This is a genomic window from Kitasatospora sp. NPDC022785 (assembly GCF_055561295.1).
The window spans coordinates 64,032-86,574 of the sequence record NZ_JBVHHB010000001.1 but is presented as its reverse complement, the minus strand read 5'-3'; the positions used below and the strand labels follow the sequence as shown (position 1 = coordinate 86,574).

Here is a 22,543-nt window from a genome sequence, read left to right as displayed (position 1 = left end):
GCGCGGGTCCGTCAGACCGTCATGCGCTCGGGCGTTCGGATGGTTCAGCAGGGGCCGTTGTCGGTCCAGACGCCCCACTGGCCGGTGGTGGTGGGGTCCTCGCCCTTGGTCCACCACTTGCTGGTGTAGTAGTGGCCCTTCCAGGAGACCTTGGTCGGGGTGGCGTAGGTGGCGGCCGGGTCCCAGGCCGGGGCGCCGGAGCAGCCGGCCGGGGTGGTCGGGGTGGCGGTCGCCGTCGGGGTCGCGGTGGCGGTCGGGGTGGCCGTCGCGGTGGGGGTCGGCGTGGGGGTCACCGTCGGGGTCGCGGTCGGGGTGGGCGTCGGCGCGGCCGGGCAGCCGGCGGCGGAGCCGTTGGTGGCCTCGACCATCTTGTCGAACAGCGCGGTCCTGGTGCCCAGGTCGTACAGCGAGAAGGCGAAGGAACCGCCGAGACCGTTGCAGTGGGCGTAGTCGACCTTGGCCTGGATCGAGCGGGCGTCCTCACCGGTCCAGAAGGTGGTGCCGTCATAGAAGTACGTGGTCTTCGCCGTGTCGTCCCAGAAGGTCTTGGCCGGGTTGTCGACGAAGCCCGCGAGCTCCTTGTACATCTGGATGCCGGGCACGTTGCCGGACATCGCCGCGCCGGCGGCCGGGCCGGTCGCGGGCTGGAAGAGGCCGTTCTTGCCGTTGTTCTGAACGCCGGTCCAGCCGCGGTAGTAGAACGGGATCCCCACGTTGATCTTCTTGGCGGGGAAGCCGCCGGGGATGCCGTAGTCGGTGTCGCCGGCGGTGTACGCCTTGATCGCGGCGTCGACCGAGTACTTGCCGTGGCCCGGCGTGGCCGGGGTCATCGGGTCGTCCGGGCCGGAGTAGAGCGGGGCCTGGTGGTTGGTCGGGCCCTTGGCGTCCCAGGCACCGTGCATGTCGTAGGTCATGATGTCCAGGAACGTGAGGTACTGGCCGATCTTGTCGGTCTCCACGTTCCGGATCTTGTCCTGGCCGGCGCCGACCGCCGCCGCGGTGGCGTAGGTCCTGCCGTCGGCCTTGCCCTGGGCGTCGAGCTGCTCGCGCAGCTCCTTCAGCAGCAGAGTGAAGTTCTGCTTGTCGTTCGGGCTGGAGATGTTGCCGGTGTGGCCGCCGCCGCCCGGGTACTCCCAGTCGATGTCGATGCCGTCGAAGATGCCGGCCGCCGAGCCCGGGCCGCCGTAGCCGGCGTCCGCCGGGAGGTTGCCCTTGATGAACATGTCGATGCAGGACGAGACCAGGTGCTTGCGCGAGGCGTCCGTGGCGGCCGCCGCCGAGAAGTACTTGGAGTAGGTCCAACCGCCCAGCGAGATCAGGATCTTGAGGTTGGGGTTCTTCGCCTTCAGCTTCTTCAGCTGGTTGAAGTTGCCCGCGATCGGCTGGCCCCAGGCGTCGCCGACACCGTCGACCGCCACGTCCGGGCCGTAGCTCTTCTGGTAGTCGGCGAACGCGTCGCCCGCACCGTCACCGGCGTTCGGGTTGTTGTCGTCCTGGCTGGCGGCCTTGGTGGCCTCGAAACAGCCGAGGTCGCTCGGGTGGATGTTGGCGAACGAGTAGATCAGGTAGTCCAGCTTCCCGGCCACGCCGGTGTCCTGGATCGTCTTCGGGTAGTACGCGTTCGCGTAGACCGACCACTGGTCGAAGTAGGCGACCTTGATGCCACCGCTGGTGGCCGGCGCGCCGGTGGAGTTGGTGACGGCCGCGTTGGCCGAGGCGCCGCCGGAGAGGGCGAGGCCCGCGCCGAGCAGCAGGGAGGCGGTCGTGCCGGCCGCGATGGCGGCCAGGCTCTTCGGGCGCCGGCGGCGGCCGCCCTCCTGAGCCGGGGTCCCGGCCCTTTCGATACGTGAACGGAGCATGGGTGCGTGACTCCTGGTTGTGGGGGATTCCGCCGCCCCGGCGGGTCCGTACGGGGTGGGGCCGCACGACCAGGGCATGACAGAACTGAGGAAGGGAATCGAGCGGGAACATGCCTGACGGACACCGGGATATGCCGAACCGGCGCCCGCGGCCTCGACCGCTGACGCCGGTTCAGGGGCTCCCTGCACCTGGGATTAAAATGGACTAGACCAACTCCCCCGTCAAGGGGTGATGTTGAGCCTTGAGCCGCCCTTAAGGTTCACCCGCTCCCGCCCGGCCCCCGCTGACCTGCGGCTCCGTACGGGCCTCGCAGATCGGCGACGGACGTCAGTAACGGACGGCGCTGGCCACCTCCGCCTTGACCGTGCCGCTGAGATCACGGTTGCTCTTCGCGGTGGCCTGGGCACTCTGCCCGGCCGCGACGTCCTCGACGGTCACCACCGTCGCGTCCAGCACGTTGCCGGAGCCGTCGGTGAAGTTGACCTGGATCACGTACCGGTCGGACTGCTGCCCGTGGTTGGTGACGGTGAGCGGCACCTCGGCCTTGCCGTCCGAGTCGATCTTCACCTCGCCCGTGGTGACATCACCCTTGGCGTCCAGCCCGCCCTTGATCCCCGCGATCGCCGAGGAGGCCGCCGCCTCCGCCGAGGAGGCCGCCGACGCGGCCGCCGAGGAGAGCCCGCCCGCGGCCGAGGCCACCGCCGAGGCGGCGGCGGAGGCGGCAGCGGAGGCAGCCGCCGAGATGCCGGACTCCACCGCGCCGGCGGCCGAGGAGGCGACGCTGCTCGCCTTGCTGCCCGAGGAGCAGCCGGCCAGGGCCGCCGCGCCGAGCACGGCCGCCGCCAGCACGCCGGCCAACGCACGACGGGGGCGGCGGACCACGGGGGCGTCCGGGTCCAGGGCGGTGGGCCGGTGGGGGGTTGTCGTCCGGCGGTCCGGCCGGTGCTGCGGCTGACGGTCCGGCCGGCGGTCCGGCTGACGGTCCGGCTGGCGATCCATCGGGGGTCCTCGATTCTGCCCGGCGCCGGGGTGCCCGGCACACCTCCCGCACCACCCTCCGAGGTGGTGGCCCCACCCGCCAGCAGGGCTGGTTCGTCCGGGTGAGGAGTGGCGTTCCCGGAGGACCGGTGCGCGGGAAGTCGGCCGGTCCGACTTCCCGCGCACGGGACGCCGCCGGACGGGAGCGAACGGGGGCGGTTTCCGGCGACCGGCGATCGGCGTTCAGGCCATCAGGCCTCGCGGCAGCGGGCAGGGATCAGGAGAGGCCCGAGCCCTCCTGGTCCTCCGCCTCCATGGCGGCCCGCTCCTCGCTCAGCCGCACCGCGTGCCGGCGGCGGGCCACCACGCCGTACGCGGAGGCCGCGCTGGCGGCGAAGGCGAGCATGCCCACCCACGGGCGGTCGAAGGCGTGGCCGGTCAGGTGGTCCAGCGAGTACCGCCCCGGGCCGGCCAGGCCCAGCGCCAGCCCGGTCGCGCCCAGGAACGCCGGGTACTCGTAGCCGCCGGACATCATGAAGAAGCCAGCCGGCGCATGCACCGCGACCGCCCCCGCCATGGTGCCGGCCACCACCGCACCGGCCGCCGGCGTGGCCAGCCCGGCCACCAGCATGGCGCCGCCGCCCGCCTCGCCGAGGCCGGCGGCCATGGCGCTCCGCCGCCCCGGGTGGAAGCCCATCTGCTCCATCGCCTGGGCAGTGCCCTCCAGGCCGCCGCCACCGAACCAGCCGAACAGCTTCTGGGTGCCGTGTGCGATCAGCACCCCGCCGACGGCGCCGCGCAGGGCCAGCAGGCCCAGGTCCTTACGGTTCAGACACATGTCGAGTCCTCGTTCCAGCGGAGGGTGATCCGGCTTCCATAGGAGCCGAAAGGGCGGGCCGGTTCGACCCGGGACCGCCATCCGGGCGAATATCGAGGAGGGAGGGAATACCCGGGCGAACGGGGGTGAGCAGGAATGGAGGACGGATGACCGTCACCCGGCCGGAACGGCCCACCTACGTGCTGGACGGCCGCGGGGTCACCGACCGCGCCGCGTTCTACACCGCCCTCGGCGCCGCCCTGAACGGGCCCGGGGGCTACTACGGTTCGAACCTCGACGCGCTGGCCGACTGCCTGCACGGCGGGTTCGGCCCCACTCCCCCGTTCACCCTGCTCTGGCAGGACGCCGGCACCGCCCGCCGGCACCTGACCGGCACGGTCTTCCTCGGCGAGCGGCGGCTCGACTACTTCGACGCGATCCTCGTCACGCTGCGCGCGGAGGGCGTGGCGGTCGAACTACGATGATCAGCACGGCCATGCTTGGCCCATGTTCGTCTTCAACCTGAGCACCGCCTTCATCGCCTTCTTCGCCGTCGTGGGCCCGCCGAAGGTCCTGCTGTCTTTCGCCCGGCTGGCCGGCAGCCGCACCACCGGCGAGCTGCGGCGGCTGGCGGCCTGGTCCACGGTGATCTCCGCCGTCATCGGGCTGGTGCTCGCCTACACCGCCGACGCCGTCACCTCGCTCTTCCACATCAGCGACCAGTCGCTGCAACTGGCGGGCGGGGCGATCTTCTTCATCTACGCCGTCGCCCTGGTCCTCGGCATCCACCTCGGCGCCAGCGACGACGAGGACGAACACCTGGCCAATCCGATGGTGGACGGCATCCGCGAGCTGCTCCTGCCGTACATCGCCAGCCCGCTGGCGGTCACCGCGGTACTGGTCGGCTCGCTCACCAAGGACGACTGGGGGTGGCGGACCACCGTCGCCGGGGCGTACATCGCCGTCGTGGTGATCAACTACCTCTGTGTGGCGGCCCTCGCCCCGCTGATGCAGCGCACCCACCGGACCTCGCTGGAGGTGCTCTCCCGGCTGCTCGGCCTGCTGCTGGCGGCGGTCGGGGTGGAACTGTTCCTGAACGGCCTGGCGGGGCTGGGCCTGCACCTGCCGGACGGGCACTGAGCCCGGCCGGCAGGGTCCGGGGTCCTTCGGCGGAGGGCCGGGGTCAGCCGGCCGCCAGGCGGGCCAGCACCTCGCCGATCCGGTCGCGGACCAGCGGGTCCGTGGCCAGCCCGTCCGGGCCGACGCCCGAGCGGTCCAGCGGGATCCGTGCGCAGGCCTCGTCCAGCACGGCGGCGCCGGTGTAGCCGAGTACGGTGCGCAGCGTCGCCTCGGCGCCCTGGCCCCGGCCGGGGGCGGCGGCGGTGATCCAGGCGGCCGGCTTGTCCGAGATCTCGGTGCCGCCGACCGTCCAGTCGAGCAGGTTCTTGAACGAGCCGGGCAGCGTGCCCGCGTACTCCGGGGTGCAGATCAGCAGGGCGTCGGCGGCCTCGATGGCGGCCCGCAGTTCGGTGACCGGCGCGGGCAGCGGGTCGGTGTCGTCGTCGGGGTTGAAGTGCGGCAGTCCGGCCAGGCCGGTGTAGAACGTGGCGGTGACGCCCTCGGTGGAGTGCGCGACCGCGGCGGCGGTGCGCAGCACCGTCTCGTTGGTGGAGCCGGCGCGCAGGCTGCCGGAGAGCAGCAGGATGTGACGGTCGTCGTTCGGCATGGCGAGGAACCTACCGCTCCGCCGGACCTGACGTTCCGTCGGGCCGCCGTGCGGGACCCGCCCGCTCAGGGGGCGACGACCGGGCGCCAGGGCACCGGGCTGGACAGGATCATCGAGCTGGCCGGCTGCCCGTAGGCGCCGAGGCGGTCGATCAGCGCCTCGAAGTCGGCCATCGCGGGCACGGCGACCAGCAGCACGCAGCAGGCGCCACCGGTCACCCGGTGCAGCTGGAGCACCTCCGGCCAGCGGGCCACCTCGGGGTCGCGCAGCACGCAGCGGGGGCCGTAGCACTGCAGCTGGACCAGCGCGGTGATCGGCAGCCCGGCCCGTGCGGGGTCGACGTGGGCGTGGTAGCCGCTGATCACCCCGTCGGCCTCCAGCCGGCGCACCCGTTCGGCGACGGCGGGTGCGGAGAGACTCACCCGGCGGGAGAGTTCGTTGTACGAGAGCCGGGCGTCGGCCTGGAGCTCGGCGAGCAGGCGGCGGTCGACGGCGTCCATGGCGGCTCCAGGAAGGTCGTGGTCGGCGGGCGTTGTGTGGCCGGATCCAGCCGTTTCGCGATCATAAAGCAGATCGGCGGAAAGACCTCTCGAACGACAAGTCCGAGTGCCGTTGGGGTGCCCGGAGCCCATTCAAGAGCGGGTGGTGGCCGCCGCACAATGGGGCCCCGCAACTGTGCGGGTCATCAGGAGGGATCGGGATGGGGCACGACGCGGTGGAGAAACCGAACCTGTCGTTCGGCCCGGGCGGCGAACCGGGTCACGGCACCCCGTACGCCCGGTACGTGCGGCTGGCCGAGCTGCACAGCCTGCAGAACCCGCGCAGCAAGGTGCCGGCCGAGATGTCGTTCATCGTCTCCACCCAGGTGATGGAGCTGCTTTTCGGCCTGCTGCGGCACGAATGGACGCTGGCCCAGCAGGCACTCCGCGAGGACGACCTGCCGGCCGCGCTGGCCGCGCTGCGCCGCGGCACCCACGTCCAGGACGTGCTGACGGAGTCCTGGGACCTGCTGGCGACCATGACACCGCAGGAGTTCAACGCGTTCCGCTCGGTGTTCGGCGAGGCCTCGGGCTTCCAGTCCTCGGCCTTCCTGCACCTGGAGTTCCTGCTCGGCAACAAGAACGCCGCCCTGCTGCGGATGTACGACGAGGTGCCGGAGACGCACGCCGAGCTGAGCGCGGCACTGCGCTCCCCCGGCCTGTACGACGACGCGCTGGCCCTGCTCGCCCGGCGCGGGCTGGCCGTGCCGCACGAGCCCTCCGAGCAGCGGCACCGCGCCGACCCGGCGGTGGAGGCGGCCTGGCGGCAGGTCTACACGGACCCCGGGTACGCGGCACTGCAGCCGCTCGCCGAGGCGCTGCTGGACGTCGCCGAGCGGGTGACCCGCTGGCGCCAGCGGCACCTGGCGGCGGTCAAGCGGGCGATGGGCGCCAAGCCGGGCTCGGGCGGGTCCAGCGGCCTGACCTGGCTGCGCAAGGCCGCCGAGCAGGACGTCTTCCCCGAGCTGTGGACCGTCCGGGACGAGCTGTGAACGGGCCGGACGCGACCGGGCGAGATGTGACCAGAGGAATGGACGACAGAGTGGGCGAGAGACCGGGCATGATCACGCGCGAGGACTGCGCGGCGCTGGACGCCGTCGACCCGCTGGCGGCGTTCCGCAAGGAGTTCGCGCTGCCGGAGGGGGTCGTCTACCTGGACGGGAACTCCCTCGGCGCGCTGCCGGCCCGCACCCCCGGGCGGGTGCGGCAGGTGGTCGAGGAGGAGTGGGGCCGGGAGCTGATCCGCAGCTGGAACGAGGCCGGCTGGTTCGAGCAGCCCTACCGGCTGGGCCGCCGGATCGCCCCGCTGGTCGGGGCCGGGCCGGCGGAGGTGGTGGTCTGCGACACCACCTCGGTCAACCTGTTCAAGGTGCTGACGGCCGCACTGCGGCTTCGCCCCGGCCGGCACACGGTGCTCGGCGACGGCGCGGCGTTCCCGACCGACCTCTACATCGCCGAGGGCGTGACCCGGCTGTTCGAGGGCGCGCGCAGCGTCCTGGTCACGCCGGAGGAGCTGGACCGGCACCTGGACGGGGACGTCGCCGCCGTCGTCCTCTCCCACGTGGACTACCGCACCGGCGAGCTGCTGGACATGCCCGGGATCACCGCCCGGGTGCAGGCCGCGGGCGCCCTGATGATCTGGGACGTCTGCCACTCGGTGGGTGCGCTGCCGGTCGGGCTCGGCGCGAGCGGCGCCGACTTCGCGGTCGGCTGCACCTACAAGTACCTGAACGGCGGCCCCGGTTCGCCGGCCTTCCTGTACGTGGCCGAGCGCCACCTCGCGGCCGGGCCGGAGCAGCCGCTGAGCGGCTGGTTCGGGCACGCCCGCCCGTTCGCCTTCGAGCCCGGGTACGACCCGAAGGCGGGCATCGGCCGCTTCCTGACCAGCTCGCCCTCGCTGCTCGGCCAGGCCGCGCTGGAGTCCTCGCTGGACGTCTGGGAGCGGGCCGACCTGGCCGCGGTGCGGGCGAAGAGCCTGGCGCTGACCGATCTGTTCATCAACCTGACGGAGGGCCTGGACGGGGTCGAGGTGGCGACCCCGCGCGAGCACGCCCGGCGCGGCAGCCAGGTCGCACTGCGGCACGCCGACGGCTACCCGGTGGTGCAGGCGCTGATCGCGCGCGGGGTCATCGGGGACTTCCGCGCCCCGGACCTCATGCGGTTCGGCTTCACCCCGCTCTACCTGTCGTACACGGACGTCTGGGATGCGGCACAGCAGCTGGCCGAGGTGCTGGAGAGCGGCGAGTGGCGGGAGGAACGCTTCTCCCGGCGCGGCGAGGTGACCTGACCCCCGACGACTCCTCCCCTGTCACCGGCGCCGAGCCCACCGTCGACGGCGACTGGACGGCCGGCCCGACCGTCGAGCAGGTCATGGGCCGGCGAGGTCGAGCAGATGAGTCGATCCGGTGGGCCGGGATCAGTGATCGCGGGCCAGGCGCCCCCTGGCCGGCGATCCGCGATCCACCCACACCCACAGCCCGCGTTGCCGTCACGGCGAGGTCAGCTCCTCGACCAGCCGCCGGTACACGTCGAAGGCCGGCTTGCGGGTGTAGTCGTCCCGCAGCAGGCCGAAACGGTCGAAGGCCCCGGAGCCCGCACTGTCCGCGTCCCGCAGACTGAAGAACGCATAGCCCTCGATGGTGAGTTCGGCGGCGAGACCGGCGACCGTCCGGACCACCTCCTCCACCACCTCGGCCTGCCGCCGCTCGCTCCGGTCCGGACCGGTGGGCCAGCCGTGCTCGCAGATCCGGACCGGCACCGACGGACCGATGCCGGCCTTGGCGAGGGAGTCCTGCCGGAAGCCGGTGAGCACCGCGGCGACCACCTCCGCCAGCCGCTCCGGCGGGACGGGCCGGAAGACGTCGGGGAAGAAGTCCAGGCCGACGTAGTCGAGCGCGCGGTGGAAACGCTCGTCGGCGAGGGCGCCGAGCTCCGGCCAGAAGGTGTCCGCCGGGTCGAAGTTCAGCGCCGCGTTGAAGCCGACGGCGAGGTCGTGACCGCAGGCCAGCGCCTCCTCCTTGGCCGCGATCACGCCCTGCACCAACGCCTGGCGGATATTGGGGGTGCTGCCGTCGAGCGCGGGCAGGTCGACGTTGGGCTCCTCGCAGATCTGCAGGAGGGCGATCCGGTGCCCCTCGGTCCGGACGGTCCGCCGGACGAAGTCCAGCCAGCCGTCCAGACTCCCGCTCGGCTCGCGGAACTGGAGGACGAGGTCGAGCCGGCGGCCCTCGACCGCGTAGCGCTCCGGTTCGGCCGGGGTGGGCACCCCCTCGGGGTGGTGGCGGTAGGCGCGCACCAGGAACGCGGGCGCCGCGCCCTGGAGTTCCCGCAGAGCGGCGGCGATCAGGGCCGGGTCGTCGGGGCGGACGGGTTCGATCACGCCGGTGTCGTCGCCGAGCAGACCGCCGGGGTAGATGCCGAAGGTGAAGGTCATGCCGCCACCGTAGCCGATATTTTTGGTGTCACTGCAAATTTAGCGTGACACTATGATTCCTCCCATGGGACTTCGCGAACTCAAGAAGCAGCAGACCCGGACCCTGCTGGCCGACACGGCGATGGGCCTGTTCGCCGAGCGCGGGTTCGACCAGGTCACCGTGGTCGAGGTGGCCCGGGCGGCCGGGGTCTCGGCCAACACGGTCTTCAACTACTTCCCGACCAAGGAGGACCTCTTCTTCGACCGGCAGGAGGAGGTGGTCGCCCGCCTGGCCACCGTGGTGCGGGAGCGGCGGTCGGGCACGTCCGCCGTCGACGCCGTCCGGGCCGACCTCCTGGCCGGACTGGCGGCGGGCGAGCCGACGTACGGGCTGACCGCCGAGGCGGTGGTGTTCTGGCGGGTGGTCGCGGAGAGCCCGGCCCTGCGGGCCCGGCTGCTGGAGCTGGGCGAACGCGCCGAGGCGGCGCTCGCGGCGGCACTGGCCGCGGAGTCGGGAGCCGACCCGGACGACCCCCTGCCGCGGGTGCTCGCCGGCGCCGTCGCGGGGGCGCACCGGGCGGTGATGGCGGAGATCCGGCGCGGCATCGTGGCCGGCGAGCCGACCGGGACCGTCCGCACCCGGGTGACGGCGGCGGTCGAGGTGGCCTTCAACCTGCTGGGGACGGGGCTGGCGGACTACCCGACGCGATGAGCGCAACCCCACGACGCGTCAGGCCGCCCGCTCGGGTGAGCGGGCGGCCTGACGGCGTTCGGCTGTGACGCTCAGCTGCAGCGAGCGGCGTGACGGCGTTCAGCCGCGACGCGCAGCTGCAGCGGTCAGCTGTGGCGTCCGCGCCGGCGGGCGGCCAGGACGGCGAGACCGCCGAGACCCAGCACCCCGACCCCGGCCAGGCCGAGGACGACCGGGGCGTTGCCCGCGCCGGTCGACGGCAGCTCACCACTGCCGCCGGTCGACGTGCCGTTGGTCGGCTGATGGCCGGTGGGGTGGTGGCTCGTGGGGTGGTGGCTGGTCGGGTGCACGGTCGGGCTGGTCGGCGCGGCGCTCGACCAGGTCGGCGCAGGCGAGGTGGGGGACGGCGAGGTGGGGGACGGCGAGGTGGGAGTCGGAGACGTCGGGGACGGCGAGGTGGAAGTGGGTGACGTCGGGGACGGTGAGGTGGGGGACGGTGAGGTGGGCGAGGGGCTCGGCGACGTCGGTGACGGGCTCGGCGTCACGACGCAGTCCGGGAGGTCCCCGTCGAACGGGTAGCTGTGGATCTCGTAGCCGCCGGTGCCGGTCTGGATCAGGTTGCCCGCCAGGTACACCCGCCCGTTGAGGCCGGGGAGGGCGATCGTGGTGGTGCCGCCGACGTTGCCCGCCATGACCGAGCCCTGGAACTGCGCGCTGCCGAGGATGCGCGCATTGGTCGACGTGGGGAAGTTCCACATCAGCCTGGACCGCATCTCGGTGGTCTGGTCGCCCGCCAGGCCGGTGCCGGTGTAGGTGTTGACGATCGCGTCGTCCGGCAGAACGTTGACGACCACGGTGGCGCCGGCCGGGATGTGGGCGAAGACCAGTCCGATCTGCCGGGTGGCCGAACCCAGGTTCCGAGTGACGTTGAAGACCTGCTTCATGCTGGTCCCGTCACCGGTGAAGGTCGCCTCGCTGTTGGTCACCGCGACCGTGCCGGTGGCGGTCGCCCTGGCGACACAGGAGGAAATCTCCTCGATCCGGGTGAGCACCGACCGGTAGGGCGCGGCGGCGTCCGCATCCTTGATCGCCCGGCCGGTCGGGTCGATGTTGACGGTGCCGGATAGCGTGCCCGCGTACCGCAGGTTGCCGAAGGCCTGACCCTTGGAGTCGCTGCCGCCGATGAGGAGCCGGTTGCCGGTCTTGACGTCCACGTTGCCGCCGACGGTGACGAAGTCACTTCCGTCGGGCGGCACGACGCGCGAACCGACGCCCACCACACCCATGTTGAAGCCGCCGCCGCCCTGACTCCTGTCGATGGTGAGGTCGCCGAGGGCGACGATCTTGCCCTCGGCCTCCACGGCCCGGCCGTTCACGGTGTAGTCGCCGCCGGTGAAGACGTTGATCGTGGCGTCCCGGCCGGCGAAGTCGCCGTTGTGCGGCGGCGACGGCCAGACGGCCGGACAGTCGGGCCCGGTGCAGGCGCCGAGCGGCGGCGCGAGCGGTGCGGCCGCACCGACCGTCAGCACGGCGGCCAGCGGCAGCGCCGCGACGACGGTGGCCACCGCCACCCGGACGGCGCGGCGCCTGCGGGCCTCCGGCGCTCTCTTCGTGGCGGTCGTCCGGTGATCCGGCGCACCGGTGCCCTGACCCATCGACACATTTCCTCCGCACAGAGAAAAAGGCAGGCCGGGAAGCCTGCCGTGGTTCGGTTGATCCTGTGTTGATTCCAGCCAATCCGGTGCATCCAACACTAAATAGGATGATTCATACCCTATAGGCCCTCAGGAGCGGTCCGAGATTCCTCCACCCGGGCCCGTCACCGCGCGCCGGCCGCGCCGCCGCTAGGTTGGCACCATGACTTCCGAGGACCAGGATCCGCACGCCCCGCTCGCCGCCGTCGCGGCCAGTGCCGACGTGCTGCGGCATCCCGAGGCCGGCGAGCACCTGCTCACCGCGCTGGAGCGCGAGCGCGCCGCCCGGTTCCGGCGCGACTCCGGACGGGCCGACTTCACCGCCGCGCACATCCTGGTCCGGCTCTGCGCCGCCCGCCTGCTCGGCGTCCCGGCCGCCGGGCTGACGCTGGCCCAGAACTGCCCCGACTGCGGAAAGGCCGACCACGGCCGCCCGTACCTGCCGGACCACCCGGACGTCCACGTCAGCCTCTCGCACACCCACGGCGTCATCGCGGCCGCCGCCGGACACCAGCCGATCGGCGTGGACGTCGAACTGGCCACGCGCGGCGGCGCGCTCCCCGAGGTCGCCCGGCGGGTGCTCGCCCCGGCGGAGCTGCGGCTGGTCGAGGCGCACCCGGAGCCGGGGGTGGCGTTCCTGCGGCAGTGGGTGCGGAAGGAGTCGCTGATCAAGCTCGGGCGGACCAGCCTGGACGGGCTCTCCGCCGTCGATCTCTCCGCCCTGCCGCTCGACGTCCCGGCGGACGGGCCGCTGCGCAGCCGCTACCAGGACCTGCATCTGCTCGACTGGACCGACGCCGCGCACGGGGCGGCCGTCTCGGCCGTGAGCACCGCGGCGCCGCGGGTCGTGCTGCTGGCGCCGCCGGCCGGCTGACCGAGCCCGACCGGAGGCCCGACCCGACCGGCGGCGCCCCGGATAAGCGGTGTTAGCGTGCCTGCTCGGGGCACGGAAACCGGACGCCCCGGCTGCCCGCGCCGCGTCCCCGGCACGCAGCCCCCGTTGGATCAAGGGGTGCCCCCGCCATGGCCAAGTTCCTGCTGAGCCTGCACGTCCTCGCCTCGGTGCTGTTCATCGGCCCGGTGGCGGTGGCCGTCAGCATGTTCCCGCGCCGGGCGAAGGCCGCTCTGGCCGGCGGACCCGACCGGGCCGCCGAGGCGGGCACCCTGCGCCTGCTGCACCGGATCACCCAGGTCTACGCGCTGCTGGGGATAGCCGTCCCGGTGATGGGCATCGGTGTCGCCCAGGTGATGGACGTGCTCGGGCAGTCCTGGCTGATCGTCTCGATGGTGCTCACCGCACTCGCCGCGCTCTCCCTGCTGCTCTTCGTGCTCCCCGCCCAGCAGGCGGCGGTGGACGCGCTCGACCTCGACGGCGGGGCCCCGGAGCACGGCAAGGCCGTTCAGGGCCTGCGGCTGCTGCCGATGACCGCCGGCGTCTTCAACCTGCTCTGGGCGGTGGTCGTGGTGCTGATGATCATCCGGCCGGGCTCGACCAGCGGCGCCTGACCGGCCGGAACGGCCCACCCGGTACGGTCCTGCCATGACGACCGCGGGGATCGAGGCCGGTACGGCGACGGGCGGACGGCGCCCGGCTCGACCGGGGTGGATCCGCCGGCACCCGGCAGGTCGCCACGGCCCGGAGAAGGCCAGCTAGGCGAGGCCGTTGCCGCCGCTGACCACCGCGTCGGGTGCGAGGAAGCGCCGCAGGTTCGGGTCGGGACCGGGTCAGGGCCGTGGGCGCGGGCGGTGCAACGGGACGCCCGCCCGTTTGACCGCGCGGGCGACGATGGCCGTCTCGGCGCGGTCGACGCCGAGCGGGCCGAGGGTCCCGGTGAGGAAGCGGTAGAGACCGCCGTGGTCCGCACAGAACAGGGTGGCCATCAGGTTGGCCGGGCCGCTGGTGGCGAAGACCCCGTGCACCTGGGGATGGCGGGCCAGCGCCGTACCGACCTCGGCGAGCCGGCCCGGCGGGACGTCCAGCCAGAGGTTGGCGTCCACGGCCATGCCCAGCAGCCGTGGGTCGACGGTGGCGTGGGTGCGGAGCAGACCGGCTGCGGTGAGCCGGTGCAGCCGGCGGCGGACGGTCGATTCCGGCGCGCCGACGGCCGCCGCCAGGGCGGCGTGGGACTGCCGGGCGTCGACGGAGAGGCGGGCGAGCAGGGCCCGGTCGAGCGCGTCGAGCGGGGACCTCTCCCGGGGGCCGTCGGCGGGCGGCGCCGGGGCCGCAGGAGTCAGCGCGACCACCTCGGCCTCGTCCAGGTAGCCGGCCTGCCACCGCCCCGCGTCGGAGAAGGCGTGCAGTACCGCGTACGTGGTGGTCTCGGTGACCGCCGCGGTGGCGGGCAGCTGCCCGTACAGCAGCCGGTCCCGGGAGCCGGCGTCGCCCAGCATCACCGCGCCGACCTCCTGGCCGCCGAGCATGACGTCGACGAACGGGACGTCCGGACGGTCCGCCAGGGCCTGCGCGATGGTGTCGACCTTGCCGCGCAGCACCCGGACCCGCAGCAGCAGCGCGCCGACGGCGGCGTCCTCGACATCGGGCATCCGGACCACGCGCAGCAGACCGGCCTGCTGCATCCTGGCCAGCCGGCGGGTGACGGTCCGGGCGGAAACACCGAGCACCTCGGCGATCCGGCCGGTCTCGGCCCGGCCGTCGACCTGCAGGGCGCAGACCAGACGGCGGTCCAGAGTGTCCAGGGCCGTGTCCGGATCAGCAGTCGAGAGGTCCATGAAGTCCGATCCCCGTCAGTAATGGCCGCTGTGCCGTCCTGTTCGACAGCAATGACGGTACTCCTTGTCCCGGGCGGCCGGAAGATCCCGCTACCGGCCCGCGGCGGACAGGACAGGAGAAGCGATGAACGACGAGGTCCAGGAGCTGAGGGAGCTGCTGCCCGGGGTCGAGGCGGCGGTGCGGGAGGTCGGCGCGCGGCTGGCGGCGGCGCGCCCGGCCGAGCCCACCCCCGCGCGGACGGTCGCGGAGGCGATGGCACACTTCGCCGAGCTGGACGGCCCGGCCGCCGCCCACCTGCGGGCACGGCTGGGCGAACTGCGCCCGCAGGCCGGCTGGGTGACGGACGAACTGGAGGGCGCGGTGCCGGCCGAGGGCGAGTGGTGGCTCTGCGACGCCACCGACGGCGCCGTGCAGTACCTGCTCGGCCAGCAGCAGTGGGCGGTCACCGCCACCCTGCTCCGGGACGGTGCCGCGGTGCTGGCCGTGGTGCACGCGCCGGAGCTCGGCGGGCGGACGTACCGCGCGGTGCGGGGCGGTGGCGCCGAGCTCGACGGGCGGCCCGTCGCACCGCCGGAGCGCGAGCTGCCGGTGGCCGTCGCCGGGACCAGCCAGCCACCGCTGGTGGCCGCGGACCCGGTGGCGCTGCGCCGAGCGGGCGAGTCGCTGACGGCGGTGTTGGGCTCGGTGCTGGCGGTCCGCAACCTCGGGCCGACGTCACTGCAGGTCGCCCAGGTCGGATCGGGGCAGCTGACGCTGTTCTGGGAGTACGGGGCGGACGCGGGCAACCTGCTGCCGGGGGCGCTGATCGCGACCGAGGCGGGCGCGACGGTGACGGACGCCGCCGGGGCGGCCTGGACGGCCGGCTCCGACAGCTTCCTCGCCGCCGCGCCCGGGCTGCACGGGGACGTGCTGAGGCTGCTGCGTCCGGTCGGGTGACCGCCGGCGTCAGCGACCACACGGACCGAACAGCATGGCGGTGCCGGCGTCAGCGGCCGGGGAGGCCGAACTGCGTGACCGTGCCCGCCTCAGCAGGCGGCCAGGCCGAACAGCGTGGCCGCGTTGTCGTGGCAGACCGCGCGAAGCCACTCCTCCCCCAGGCCCAGCCGGTCCAGCGCCTCCAGCTGGTGCATGTACCGGTACGGGATGTTGGGGAAGTCGCTGCCGAGCAGGACGCGGTCCTGGAGGACGCGCAGGCGCGGCAGTTCGGCGCGTGGGAACGGATCGTCCGCCTCGACGAAGTCGGTGAACGCCATGGTGGTGTCCAGCCGGACGGACGGGTGTCTCTCGGCGAGGTCGAGGAAGTCGCGGTACTCGGACATGCCGAGGTGGGCGACCACCAGGACCAGCCCGGGGTGTCGGTCCAACACCTCGCCGATCGGGCCGGGGCCGGTGAACTTGCCCGCCACCGGGCCGGATCCGCAGTGGCTGACCACCGGGGTGCCGGTCTCCGCGAGCAGCCCCCAGACCTCGTCCAGCCGGCGGTCCGTCGGGTCGTAGCCGCCGACCTGGAGGTGTGCCTTGAACACCCGGGCACCGTCCTCGATCGCCCGCGCCACGTAGGAGGGCGCCTCGGGCTCGGCGAAGAAGGTCGCGGTGTGCAGGCAGTCCGGGGTGCGGGCGGCGAAGTCGGCGGCCCAGGCGTTCAGCCAGGCGGCCATGCCGGGCTTGTGCGGGTACAGCATGGACGTGAACGCCCGGACGCCGAACTCCCGCAGGCGCTCGACGCGTTCGGCCTCGGCCTGGCGGTAGGTGATCGGCCAGGGACGGTTGACGAGCGGGCCGGCCGCGTCGAAGTACGCCCACACCTTGTCGAGGACGTTCTTCGGCATGAAGTGGGTGTGCACGTCGATCAGGCCGGGCAGACCGAGGCCCTGCCAGAAGCCTCGGACGTCCGCCACCTCGTCGTCGCTCATGCGGGCACCGGGCGGGCGCGGTCGATGATCGCCCCGGCGTCGAGGCCGGAGGGCAGCGTGCCGAAGGCGGCGCCGTGGTCACCCCCGAGGCGGGAGGCGCAGAAGGCATCCGCCACCGCCGGGTCGCCGTGGCGGACCAGCAGCGAGCCCTGGAAGGCCAGCGCCATCGACTCGACCAGCCGGCGTGTCCGGAACTCCACGTCGCTCAGGTCGGCGAGCTGCTTGCGGAGTCCGGCGACGGCGGCATCGAGCCGGCGGTCCGCGCCGGCGGCCGCGTCCAGCTCGCCGAGGAAGGCCTCGACGGTGTCCGGCCGCTTGGCCATGGCGCGCAGCGCGTCCAGGGCGGCGACGTTGCCGGAGCCCTCCCAGATCGAGACCAGCGGCGCCTCCCGGTAGAGCCGGGGCATGCCGGACTCCTCGACGTAGCCGTTGCCGCCGAGGCACTCCAGTGCCTCCGCCGCGTGCGCCGGACCGCGCTTGCAGACCCAGTACTTGGTGACGGCCAGCCCCAGGCGCCGCACCAGCGTCTCGGACTCGTCCCCGGCGAGGGCGAGGTCGGTGGCCTGGGCGAGCCGCATCGCGACGATGGTGGCCGCCTCGGACTCCACCACCAGGTCGGCGAGCACGTTGCGCATCAGCGGCTGGTCGACCAGCGCCCGGCCGAAAGCGTGGCGGTGGACGGCGTGGTGGACGGCCCTGGTGGCGCCGAGGCGCATGCCGGAGGCGGCACCGACGGTGCAGTCGAGGCGGGTCATGTTGACCATCTCGATGATGGTCGGGACGCCCCGGCCCTCCTCGCCGACCAGCCAGCCGACCGCGCCGTCGTACTCGATCTCGGCGGAGGCGTTGGACTTGTTGCCCAGCTTGTCCTTGAGCCGCTGGAGGTGGAGGCGGTTTCGGCCGCCGTCCGGGAGGATGCGCGGCAGCATGAAACAGCTGAGCCCACCCGGCGCCTGGGCCAGCGTCAGGAAGAGGTCCGACATCGGCGCCGAGGTGAACCACTTGTGCCCGGTCAGCCGGTAGGTGCCGTCCGCGTGCGGGGTCGCGGTGGTGGTGTTGGTGCGGACGTCCGAGCCGCCCTGCTTCTCGGTCATCGACATGCCGGCGATCAGCCCGCGCTTTCCGTGCGGCTCGCGCAGCCCGAAGTCGTACTCGGTGGCGGCCAGCAGCGGCTCCAACTCGGCCGCGAGGGCGGGGGTGGCGCGCAGGGCGGGGACGGCGGCGTACGTCATCGAGACCGGGCAGGTGTGGCCGGCCTCGACCTGGCCCCAGACGAAGAACTTGGCCGCGCGGGCGGCGTGCGCGCCGGGCCGGTCGTCCCGCCAGGGCGCGGCGTGCAGGCCGTGGCCGACGGCGGTGCGCATCAGCTCGTGCCAGGCGGGGTGGAACTCGACCTCGTCGATCCGGTGGCCGAAGCGGTCGTGGGTGCGTAGCACGGGCGGGTTCTCGTTGGCCAACCGGCCCCACTCGGCGGCCTGTTCGGAGCCGGCCAGCCGGCCCAGCTCGTGCAGCTCCGGCTCGGCCCAGCCGGCGCCGGCCCGGTGCAGGGCGGCGAGCAGCGCCGGGTCGGCGGCGGTGTCGTGTCCGTACGGCAGGGGCACCTGGTTGGTGACCTCATGCGTCGCTGTCATCGCGTCCTCCCAGGGCACGCAGGGTGAAGGAGACCAGGGCGGGGACCACCTCGGGCGGGGTATCCCCGGTAGCGGGTGCGTGGGCCTCGGCGAGCGGGCCGGCCAGGGCCTCGCCGACCGCGCCGACGATGCCGGCGGCCGTCAGCTCCGGGTCCTGCCGGGGCAGCCGGCCGGCCGCCACGGCGGCGGCGATCTCGGTGGCGATCACGTCGCGGAACGCCCGGCGGAACACCAGGCGTTCGGCGTCCACGACGGCGTCGGCCGGTTCGACCAGCAGCACGTAGGCGAGCCGAGGCGCGCGCAGGGCGCGGGCGGCGAAGGTCTCGACGACGGCGGCGATCCGCTGCAGCGGGGTCTCGCGGCGGGCGACGGCCTCGTTGACGGCGGCGATCTCGCGGGTGACCACCCGGCGGAACAGCTCGACGGACAGCTCGGCCTTGTTGGCGAAGTGCTGGTAGAGGCTGCCGGTGGCGATCCCGGCGCGATCCGCGACGGCGGCCATCGAGCAGCCGCGGTAGCCGCGCTCGGCGAGCAGCAGGACCGCGGCCTGGAGCACCGCCTCACGTTGGGCGTCCAGGCGGGCTTGTACGGCGGGCGTGCGTCGGTAGGCCACGGAAGCATTGAAGCATCGATTCACTGCTTCGGGGAGGGGGTGCGCGGCATTGTTTCCCCGGCCGGCCGCACGCCCGCGCGAAGGGGCCATCCGCCGGTGCTTTGCCGGGCGGAGGGCCCCTCGTGGACCGTGCGTGCCGCTGTCGCGGGCGGCTGTCACGGGCGGCTGTTACGGGCGATCTGGGCCCGGCCCGTTGCGGGCGGTGACGTTGCCACCGCCCGCCGGAGGCCGTGGTGGCCCGGCCGCCGCTAGAGGCGGTTGTGCTCCAGCTTCAGGCCCTCCTCGTCCAGCGGGCCGAACGGCGGGATCTGGTGCGACTGGGCGAGCGAGCGGGCCGCCGCCGGGTCGGCCAGGCCGGCCCACTCCAGCACCTTCGCGGTGGCCTCGGCCGACTCCGCCGCCGGCAGCTTGCCGATGTTGGAGCCGTGGTTGCCGCCGGGCACGGTGTAGACGTAGCTGTCCTCACTGCCCCAGCCCAGTCGGAACGGCTCGGCGCCCCACGGGTCGTTCTGCCCGTAGACGAAGATGATCCGCTCGGCCGAGTGCTTCACCCAGCGGTCGATGTCACGCATCGCGGACGGGTCGAAGCGCATCGGGATGCTCTTCGGCACGTAGGTGCGCGGCGAGTACAGCTCCTTGAAGTCGTAGTGCTGCAGCCCCTTGAGGTGCGGGACCTCGAAGGTGGGCGAGCCCAGCTGGGTGCCCGCCTGGTAGTAGTACGCGGTGTACTTGGCGAGCGACTGGTCGCTGTTGCCGGTGATGCCGGACTGGGCGTCGAACCACGCGTACAGCTGGTCGTCGGTGGCGGCGGCCCCCGGCGGGACGCTGGCGCAGTCCGCCTGGGTGCTGTACTGCCAGAACGCCCAGACCACGTCGAGCACGCCCGCCTCGTACGCCCGGTCGGCACTGCCGGTGGTGGTGAAGGTCGAGCCGGCGGCGGCGTTGTCGGCCACGTAGCGGGCCTCCAGCCGGTCGCGGCGGACCAGCAGCTCACGCTGGGCGGCGTCCAGCGCCGCACGGCACTGCGGGGTGCCGACGTTCTCGAAGAACTCCGTGTACGCGGAGTCCTCGCGGTTGTCGACGTCGTTCGGCGCGACGTAGGCGATGGTGCCGTCCACGTCCTCCGGGAAGAAGCGGCGGTGGTAGGTGGAGGACATGCCGCCCTTGCTGGCCCCGGTGGAGAGCCACGCACGGTGGTAGATCCGCTTGAGCGCGGTGATGATCCGGTGCGAGTCGGTGGCCGCCTGCTCGATGCCGGCCTTGGTCCAGTCGGCGGGCTCCGGGCGCGACGGCGTGAAGTACCGGTACTCGATGGAGACCTGGTTACCGTCGGTCAGCCGGGTCGGCTCGGTGCGCGACGGGGTGGTACCCAGGGTGTAGCCGTTGGTGTAGAAGACCGTCGGGCGGTCGAAACCCCGGTGCAGCACGCTCAGCCGCTGCTGGAAGGTGCCCAACCACGGGCGGAAGTGGTCGATCGGCTGGGTGTAGGTGAGCAGGAAGTAGCGGTGGTCGGCGTCGGTGGGCTTCTCCTCGGTGACGGTCATCCCGGGGATCGCCGCCAGGCGGTCCTTGATGTCGGCCGAGGCGTCGTCGGCGACCGAGGACCCGCCGCGGGCATCCGGGCTGCCGGGCTCCCCCTGCGCGAACGCGGGCGTCGCCAGGCCGAGGCCGAGCATGGGTATCAGCAGAACGGCGACCAGCAGCCTTCTGAGCTTGGTGGACATCAACTCTCCATCGGGTCAACGGAACTGTTCGACACTCTCCGGCAGCCGGTGGCCGGCTGCCGGTCGGACGGCCGTCCGGTAGACGGCCGAGTGGGCCACCCGCCGATCGCGGATGGCCCACCGGGAAAAGATGTGCTGGTCAGGGGCGCGGCAGGGTGCAGCCGGGCAGAGTGAGGTCGAGGCGGTTGCCGGCCGCGAAACAGGCCGGGATGCCGTAGGTCTCCTGGGCGTAGTTGATGCCCTGCCGGACGGTCACCACGCCGTTCTGGTCCACCTCGCACGGGTTGTTGTCGGTGCAGCGCTGGCCGTCCTCGTTGCCGGTGTTGTTCACGGCGACGACCTGGCCGGTGCTGACGTCGACCACGGGCGAACCGGAGGTGCCGCCGATGGTGTTGCAGCTGGAGGTGTAGCGGACCGAGTCCTTCCAGGTCCAGGAGCCCTCCTTCAGCCGGTAGACGAAGCCGTCGACCGAGCAGGAGTAGATCTTCTTCCAGTAGCCGGAGACCACCTTGATCGAGGTGCCCTGCACCGGGTGGCCCGCCGCGATGGTCAGCGGGGCGATCCCGTAGCGCGACTGGATCGAGGCGTAGGTGGTGTTCAGCTGGTAGATCGACACATCGGTGTCGGTCATGGTCCCGTAGACCACCTTGGTCGCGCGCAGCGTCGCGGCCTTGCCACCGGTGGAGTTGAGCAGCGAGAAGGTGCGGCTGGACGCCTGGTTGACCACGACCTCACCCGGGCCGGGGAAGCCGCTCTCCAGGCAGTGGCCATTCGAGAGGACGAGCGCAGGGTCGGTGGCGGCGGAGCCGGGGAGCCGGACCAGCGAACCGGAACAGTTGCTGAGGGCCACCGTGCCGGCGAAGTTCACGGCAGCGGCGGCCTGTGCCTGCGCGGTGAAGCTGTCGGCGGCAGTGCCTTCGGCAGCGCCGTCGGCAGCGGTTGCTGTGGCCGCGGTCGTTACGGCGGCGGCTTCGGCGGGGGCCGCGGCTTGGGCGGAGGCTGCGGATGCGGTGGGGGCTCCGGCGAGGGCGGTGGCCCCGGCGAGCAGGAGCGTGGTGAGCATGCCTATGAGCGGCTTCTTCATGAGAGACCTCTCGTTGTGGGGGTGCACCCAAAGCTGGCGCGGACATGACGTGATGTCAAGAGTCCGCCCACAACGGAGAGGCCGCGCAGTCGCGGCCCCCGGCCACCTCAACTGCCTTCAGCCACCTTGCCAGTGGCGACGACCGAGGCTGATCAGCCTCAGCTGGAGCCGGGCGGTGGCGGCGATGCGCCGCTCGCGGGCCGGGTCGACCTCCTGGGCCTCGAGAAAGGCGGCGGCCGTGGAAACCATGTGGTCGACGTACAGCTCGGCCAGCATCCGCAGATCCTCCCGGCTCCACCCCTGCGACACCGGCTGGAGCGCGAGCGCCGCGCCCACCTCCTCGGCGAACCGCCCCAGTTCGGCGTCGATCGCCTCCCGCACCTGACGCACGCCCCCGTGCCGCTCGCGCGAAAGGAAGCGCACATGCGCGCGGTGTTCGCGGACGTGCTGCTCGATGACGTCCACCGTCCGGTCGATCAGCTTCTCGGCCCCGCCCTCCCCGGCGAGCACCGAACGGACCATCACGTGGAGGCTGGCGAGCGACTCCTCGACCAGCGCCACACCGAGCGCGGCGAGGTCCGGGAAGTGACGGTAGAACGCGGCCGGTGAGAGCCCGGCGGCGCGGGTGACCTCGCGCACGCCGAGGCTCGCCAGGTTCTGGTCGGCCAGCAGGCCCAACCCCGCATCCAGCAACGCGCGCCGACTCTGCTGCTTCTGGGCCTGTCTGGCCCCCACGGTGTGACTCACGTCATTCAGTAAACAAGTGTTTGCCGAAATTGGCCAGTCGGGCGTAGAGTGGCCGAGGATTCAGCGAACACTTGTAAACCCAAAGTTCCGCACCGCCGGTGCGGAACCGCCCGTTCGCACCGCTGATTTCGCACGACCTGCTCACACCGCCTGCTGCCGGAAGGGCCCGCCATGATCCTGCTCACCGCCCTGGTCGCCATGGGCGTCCTCGTCGGCGCCGCCGCCCACACCACGCTCCCGGTCTTCCTCACCGCCTCCGCCGCCATCACCGCCTGGCTGCTCGCGTTCGGCGCCCGCGAGGGCATCGCCCGCCTGCGGCAGCGCTGAGCCGGCACGCCCCTGCTCTTCGGCCGTCTCACCCTCCGGCCGCCGCGCCTCTTCGG

At 72.9% G+C, this 22,543-nt stretch carries 23 protein-coding genes; 9 read left to right on the top strand and 14 right to left on the bottom strand.

The features are described 5' to 3' along the window. Positions 1 to 44: 44 nt before the first annotated feature. From ACZ3YO_RS00380 to ACZ3YO_RS00370, 3 genes are all read right to left on the bottom strand, one after another. Positions 45 to 1,859, bottom strand: coding sequence for a glycosyl hydrolase family 18 protein (locus ACZ3YO_RS00380; protein WP_465562906.1), 1,815 nt, complete (start codon positions 1,857 to 1,859; stop codon positions 45 to 47). 328 nt (positions 1,860 to 2,187) lie between these two features. Continuing rightward, entirely contained in the window at positions 2,188 to 2,859 is a 672-nt protein-coding gene (locus tag ACZ3YO_RS00375; protein WP_465562904.1) for an FxLYD domain-containing protein, read from the bottom strand. A gap of 256 nt (positions 2,860 to 3,115) precedes the next feature. Then, a complete protein-coding gene (locus ACZ3YO_RS00370; protein ID WP_465562902.1) occupies positions 3,116 to 3,676 on the bottom strand; it encodes a DoxX family protein in 561 nt (186 codons plus the stop codon). Between the two features lie 146 nt (positions 3,677 to 3,822). Between ACZ3YO_RS00370 and ACZ3YO_RS00365 the strand changes: the two genes are divergently transcribed. Both ACZ3YO_RS00365 and ACZ3YO_RS00360 read left to right on the top strand, forming a co-directional pair. Continuing rightward, positions 3,823 to 4,140 (top strand): barstar family protein, encoded by a 318-nt coding sequence (locus ACZ3YO_RS00365; protein WP_465545385.1) that lies wholly within the window; start codon positions 3,823 to 3,825, stop codon positions 4,138 to 4,140. 22 nt (positions 4,141 to 4,162) lie between these two features. After that, the gene (locus tag ACZ3YO_RS00360; RefSeq protein WP_465562899.1) at positions 4,163 to 4,795 is read left to right on the top strand and encodes a MarC family protein; all 633 of its coding nucleotides are present in this window, start codon (positions 4,163 to 4,165) and stop codon (positions 4,793 to 4,795) included. Between the two features lie 43 nt (positions 4,796 to 4,838). On the opposite strand, the gene ACZ3YO_RS00355 is transcribed toward ACZ3YO_RS00360, so the two are convergent. Together ACZ3YO_RS00355 and ACZ3YO_RS00350 are read right to left on the bottom strand one after the other, a co-directional pair. After that, positions 4,839 to 5,381: an NADPH-dependent FMN reductase gene (locus ACZ3YO_RS00355; RefSeq protein ID WP_396319559.1), complete on the bottom strand. Its 543-nt coding sequence runs from the start codon at positions 5,379 to 5,381 to the stop codon at positions 4,839 to 4,841. Between the two features lie 65 nt (positions 5,382 to 5,446). Next, on the bottom strand, positions 5,447 to 5,881 hold the full coding sequence (locus tag ACZ3YO_RS00350) for an Lrp/AsnC family transcriptional regulator (protein ID WP_396319560.1): 435 nt from the start codon (positions 5,879 to 5,881) through the stop codon (positions 5,447 to 5,449). Between the two features lie 200 nt (positions 5,882 to 6,081). Between ACZ3YO_RS00350 and ACZ3YO_RS00345 the strand changes: the two genes are divergently transcribed. Together ACZ3YO_RS00345 and kynU are read left to right on the top strand one after the other, a co-directional pair. Beyond that, positions 6,082 to 6,912: a tryptophan 2,3-dioxygenase gene (locus ACZ3YO_RS00345; protein ID WP_396319561.1), complete on the top strand. Its 831-nt coding sequence runs from the start codon at positions 6,082 to 6,084 to the stop codon at positions 6,910 to 6,912. A 68-nt stretch (positions 6,913 to 6,980) separates the two neighbouring features. Then, positions 6,981 to 8,207, top strand: coding sequence for a kynureninase (kynU, locus tag ACZ3YO_RS00340; RefSeq protein ID WP_465562894.1), 1,227 nt, complete (start codon positions 6,981 to 6,983; stop codon positions 8,205 to 8,207). A 201-nt stretch (positions 8,208 to 8,408) separates the two neighbouring features. Here kynU and ACZ3YO_RS00335 read toward each other — a convergent pair whose 3' ends face one another. After that, positions 8,409 to 9,353, bottom strand: coding sequence for a hypothetical protein (locus ACZ3YO_RS00335; protein ID WP_465562891.1), 945 nt, complete (start codon positions 9,351 to 9,353; stop codon positions 8,409 to 8,411). 64 nt (positions 9,354 to 9,417) lie between these two features. Between ACZ3YO_RS00335 and ACZ3YO_RS00330 the strand changes: the two genes are divergently transcribed. Next, on the top strand, positions 9,418 to 10,044 hold the full coding sequence (locus ACZ3YO_RS00330) for a TetR/AcrR family transcriptional regulator (protein WP_465562888.1): 627 nt from the start codon (positions 9,418 to 9,420) through the stop codon (positions 10,042 to 10,044). Positions 10,045 to 10,169: 125 nt separating this feature from the next. On the opposite strand, the gene ACZ3YO_RS00325 is transcribed toward ACZ3YO_RS00330, so the two are convergent. Continuing rightward, complete coding sequence (locus tag ACZ3YO_RS00325; RefSeq protein WP_465562886.1) at positions 10,170 to 11,678, bottom strand: choice-of-anchor A family protein; 1,509 nt, start codon at positions 11,676 to 11,678, stop codon at positions 10,170 to 10,172. Positions 11,679 to 11,880: 202 nt separating this feature from the next. Between ACZ3YO_RS00325 and ACZ3YO_RS00320 the strand changes: the two genes are divergently transcribed. Both ACZ3YO_RS00320 and ACZ3YO_RS00315 read left to right on the top strand, forming a co-directional pair. Then, entirely contained in the window at positions 11,881 to 12,591 is a 711-nt protein-coding gene (locus ACZ3YO_RS00320) for a 4'-phosphopantetheinyl transferase family protein (RefSeq protein ID WP_465562884.1), read from the top strand. A gap of 149 nt (positions 12,592 to 12,740) precedes the next feature. After that, positions 12,741 to 13,223, top strand: a complete 483-nt coding sequence (locus ACZ3YO_RS00315; protein ID WP_465562881.1) for a DUF2269 family protein — start codon at positions 12,741 to 12,743, stop codon at positions 13,221 to 13,223. A gap of 219 nt (positions 13,224 to 13,442) precedes the next feature. Here the strand turns inward: ACZ3YO_RS00315 and ACZ3YO_RS00310 are convergent, their stop codons facing one another. Beyond that, a complete protein-coding gene (locus ACZ3YO_RS00310; RefSeq protein WP_465562878.1) occupies positions 13,443 to 14,447 on the bottom strand; it encodes an Lrp/AsnC family transcriptional regulator in 1,005 nt (334 codons plus the stop codon). Between the two features lie 124 nt (positions 14,448 to 14,571). On the opposite strand from ACZ3YO_RS00310, the gene ACZ3YO_RS00305 reads away from it, so the two are divergent. Then, a complete protein-coding gene (locus ACZ3YO_RS00305) occupies positions 14,572 to 15,384 on the top strand; it encodes an inositol monophosphatase family protein (protein WP_465562876.1) in 813 nt (270 codons plus the stop codon). Between the two features lie 89 nt (positions 15,385 to 15,473). On the opposite strand, the gene ACZ3YO_RS00300 is transcribed toward ACZ3YO_RS00305, so the two are convergent. The 6 genes from ACZ3YO_RS00300 to ACZ3YO_RS00275 form a co-directional block, all read right to left on the bottom strand. Further along, on the bottom strand, positions 15,474 to 16,361 hold the full coding sequence (locus ACZ3YO_RS00300) for an amidohydrolase family protein (protein WP_465562874.1): 888 nt from the start codon (positions 16,359 to 16,361) through the stop codon (positions 15,474 to 15,476). Continuing rightward, positions 16,358 to 17,992: an acyl-CoA dehydrogenase family protein gene (locus ACZ3YO_RS00295; protein WP_465562872.1), complete on the bottom strand. Its 1,635-nt coding sequence runs from the start codon at positions 17,990 to 17,992 to the stop codon at positions 16,358 to 16,360. Before ACZ3YO_RS00295 ends, ACZ3YO_RS00300 begins: the two co-directional genes overlap by 4 nt. Continuing rightward, positions 17,976 to 18,605, bottom strand: coding sequence for a TetR/AcrR family transcriptional regulator (locus ACZ3YO_RS00290; RefSeq protein ID WP_465545359.1), 630 nt, complete (start codon positions 18,603 to 18,605; stop codon positions 17,976 to 17,978). Before ACZ3YO_RS00290 ends, ACZ3YO_RS00295 begins: the two co-directional genes overlap by 17 nt. A gap of 248 nt (positions 18,606 to 18,853) precedes the next feature. Next, positions 18,854 to 20,329, bottom strand: coding sequence for a S28 family serine protease (locus ACZ3YO_RS00285; RefSeq protein WP_465562867.1), 1,476 nt, complete (start codon positions 20,327 to 20,329; stop codon positions 18,854 to 18,856). Between the two features lie 139 nt (positions 20,330 to 20,468). Then, positions 20,469 to 21,413, bottom strand: coding sequence for a S1 family peptidase (locus tag ACZ3YO_RS00280; RefSeq protein WP_465562864.1), 945 nt, complete (start codon positions 21,411 to 21,413; stop codon positions 20,469 to 20,471). 117 nt (positions 21,414 to 21,530) lie between these two features. Continuing rightward, complete coding sequence (locus tag ACZ3YO_RS00275) at positions 21,531 to 22,160, bottom strand: TetR family transcriptional regulator (RefSeq protein ID WP_465562861.1); 630 nt, start codon at positions 22,158 to 22,160, stop codon at positions 21,531 to 21,533. Positions 22,161 to 22,331: 171 nt separating this feature from the next. Here ACZ3YO_RS00275 and ACZ3YO_RS00270 point away from each other — a divergent pair, with 171 nt between their 5' ends. Further along, on the top strand, positions 22,332 to 22,487 hold the full coding sequence (locus ACZ3YO_RS00270; protein ID WP_396319577.1) for a hypothetical protein: 156 nt from the start codon (positions 22,332 to 22,334) through the stop codon (positions 22,485 to 22,487). Positions 22,488 to 22,543 lie beyond the last annotated feature (56 nt).

Coding starts and splice junctions, on each gene's coding strand:
- ACZ3YO_RS00325 (WP_465562886.1), bottom strand. CDS start 11,678: ATGGGTCAGGGCACCGGTGCGCCGGATCACCGGACGACCGCCACGAAG.
- ACZ3YO_RS00280 (WP_465562864.1), bottom strand. CDS start 21,413: ATGAAGAAGCCGCTCATAGGCATGCTCACCACGCTCCTGCTCGCCGGG.
- ACZ3YO_RS00380 (WP_465562906.1), bottom strand. CDS start 1,859: ATGCTCCGTTCACGTATCGAAAGGGCCGGGACCCCGGCTCAGGAGGGC.
- ACZ3YO_RS00375 (WP_465562904.1), bottom strand. CDS start 2,859: ATGGATCGCCAGCCGGACCGTCAGCCGGACCGCCGGCCGGACCGTCAG.
- ACZ3YO_RS00360 (WP_465562899.1), top strand. CDS start 4,163: ATGTTCGTCTTCAACCTGAGCACCGCCTTCATCGCCTTCTTCGCCGTC.
- ACZ3YO_RS00345 (WP_396319561.1), top strand. CDS start 6,082: ATGGGGCACGACGCGGTGGAGAAACCGAACCTGTCGTTCGGCCCGGGC.
- ACZ3YO_RS00300 (WP_465562874.1), bottom strand. CDS start 16,361: ATGAGCGACGACGAGGTGGCGGACGTCCGAGGCTTCTGGCAGGGCCTC.
- ACZ3YO_RS00320 (WP_465562884.1), top strand. CDS start 11,881: ATGACTTCCGAGGACCAGGATCCGCACGCCCCGCTCGCCGCCGTCGCG.
- ACZ3YO_RS00315 (WP_465562881.1), top strand. CDS start 12,741: ATGGCCAAGTTCCTGCTGAGCCTGCACGTCCTCGCCTCGGTGCTGTTC.
- ACZ3YO_RS00285 (WP_465562867.1), bottom strand. CDS start 20,329: ATGTCCACCAAGCTCAGAAGGCTGCTGGTCGCCGTTCTGCTGATACCC.
- ACZ3YO_RS00310 (WP_465562878.1), bottom strand. CDS start 14,447: ATGGACCTCTCGACTGCTGATCCGGACACGGCCCTGGACACTCTGGAC.
- ACZ3YO_RS00330 (WP_465562888.1), top strand. CDS start 9,418: ATGGGACTTCGCGAACTCAAGAAGCAGCAGACCCGGACCCTGCTGGCC.
- ACZ3YO_RS00335 (WP_465562891.1), bottom strand. CDS start 9,353: ATGACCTTCACCTTCGGCATCTACCCCGGCGGTCTGCTCGGCGACGAC.
- ACZ3YO_RS00365 (WP_465545385.1), top strand. CDS start 3,823: ATGACCGTCACCCGGCCGGAACGGCCCACCTACGTGCTGGACGGCCGC.
- ACZ3YO_RS00270 (WP_396319577.1), top strand. CDS start 22,332: ATGATCCTGCTCACCGCCCTGGTCGCCATGGGCGTCCTCGTCGGCGCC.
- kynU (WP_465562894.1), top strand. CDS start 6,981: ATGATCACGCGCGAGGACTGCGCGGCGCTGGACGCCGTCGACCCGCTG.
- ACZ3YO_RS00355 (WP_396319559.1), bottom strand. CDS start 5,381: ATGCCGAACGACGACCGTCACATCCTGCTGCTCTCCGGCAGCCTGCGC.
- ACZ3YO_RS00350 (WP_396319560.1), bottom strand. CDS start 5,881: ATGGACGCCGTCGACCGCCGCCTGCTCGCCGAGCTCCAGGCCGACGCC.
- ACZ3YO_RS00295 (WP_465562872.1), bottom strand. CDS start 17,992: ATGACAGCGACGCATGAGGTCACCAACCAGGTGCCCCTGCCGTACGGA.
- ACZ3YO_RS00370 (WP_465562902.1), bottom strand. CDS start 3,676: ATGTGTCTGAACCGTAAGGACCTGGGCCTGCTGGCCCTGCGCGGCGCC.
- ACZ3YO_RS00305 (WP_465562876.1), top strand. CDS start 14,572: ATGAACGACGAGGTCCAGGAGCTGAGGGAGCTGCTGCCCGGGGTCGAG.